The sequence below is a fragment of the Halorubrum saccharovorum DSM 1137 genome (assembly GCF_000337915.1).
GTDB lineage: Archaea > Halobacteriota > Halobacteria > Halobacteriales > Haloferacaceae > Halorubrum > Halorubrum saccharovorum.
On the sequence record NZ_AOJE01000042.1, the window covers coordinates 1 to 719 of the forward strand.

Annotated in this window: 1 pseudogene; it reads right to left on the reverse strand. The window is 57.9% G+C overall.

The features are described from left to right. A pseudogene (locus C471_RS08635) lies at positions 1–719 on the reverse strand (transcriptional regulator); the annotation flags it as partial.

Below are 719 nucleotides of genomic sequence, written 5' to 3' on the forward strand. Positions count from 1 at the left end.
GTTCGACAGTCGGTCTTCTATTACGCCGGCGACGTGGTCCGCCCGATTCCCGAAGTCACCAACCACCGAGATCGACGCAATCAGGTTCGCATACGGATTGCTCGCGTCGACGACAGGGTCGAACGACTGACGTCGCTTCTCGTCTCGGTCTTCAAACAACAGTCGCCGGACTACGTGGTTCCCGTACGTCGCCGCAATCGGCGCGTTCTTCGCAAGCGTCGTTGCTAACAACTCGGCATTGTCCTCCCCGTATCGCTCCGGGTGTCGGTTGTAGTCGGGTAAGCGAGCCTCCCAAACGACGTCAATATCGAGTAAATCGAGGACGTGAAACGCGGTTCCCGCGAGACCCATCGCCGTTTTCGTGATTCGACTCAGGTACTCGGACGTCTCACACTCGTAGTCCTCATGTGCAAGTGACCGCGTCATGTCGAGTAGCTCGTCTCTCGCGTCCTCGAGGACGTCGACGTACTCACCCGCCGAGTCGACAGAGTCAGCCAACCACCCGAGGTTTCGAGACCCACGAACGTACGTCCCATCTTCGATTAGTCCATCAAGTTCCGCGAGACGGTCCTCGGTAAGGACCTGGTCGAACGTCTTAGGATCGAGTAACGCTCGTGCAATCATCACCACATGAGACATGGCAGAGTCGTACTCTGCAGAGACGACGAGCGTATTCTCGTCCTCAAGGTAGCCCCACCCGGCTTCTCCCCGGTCAGATT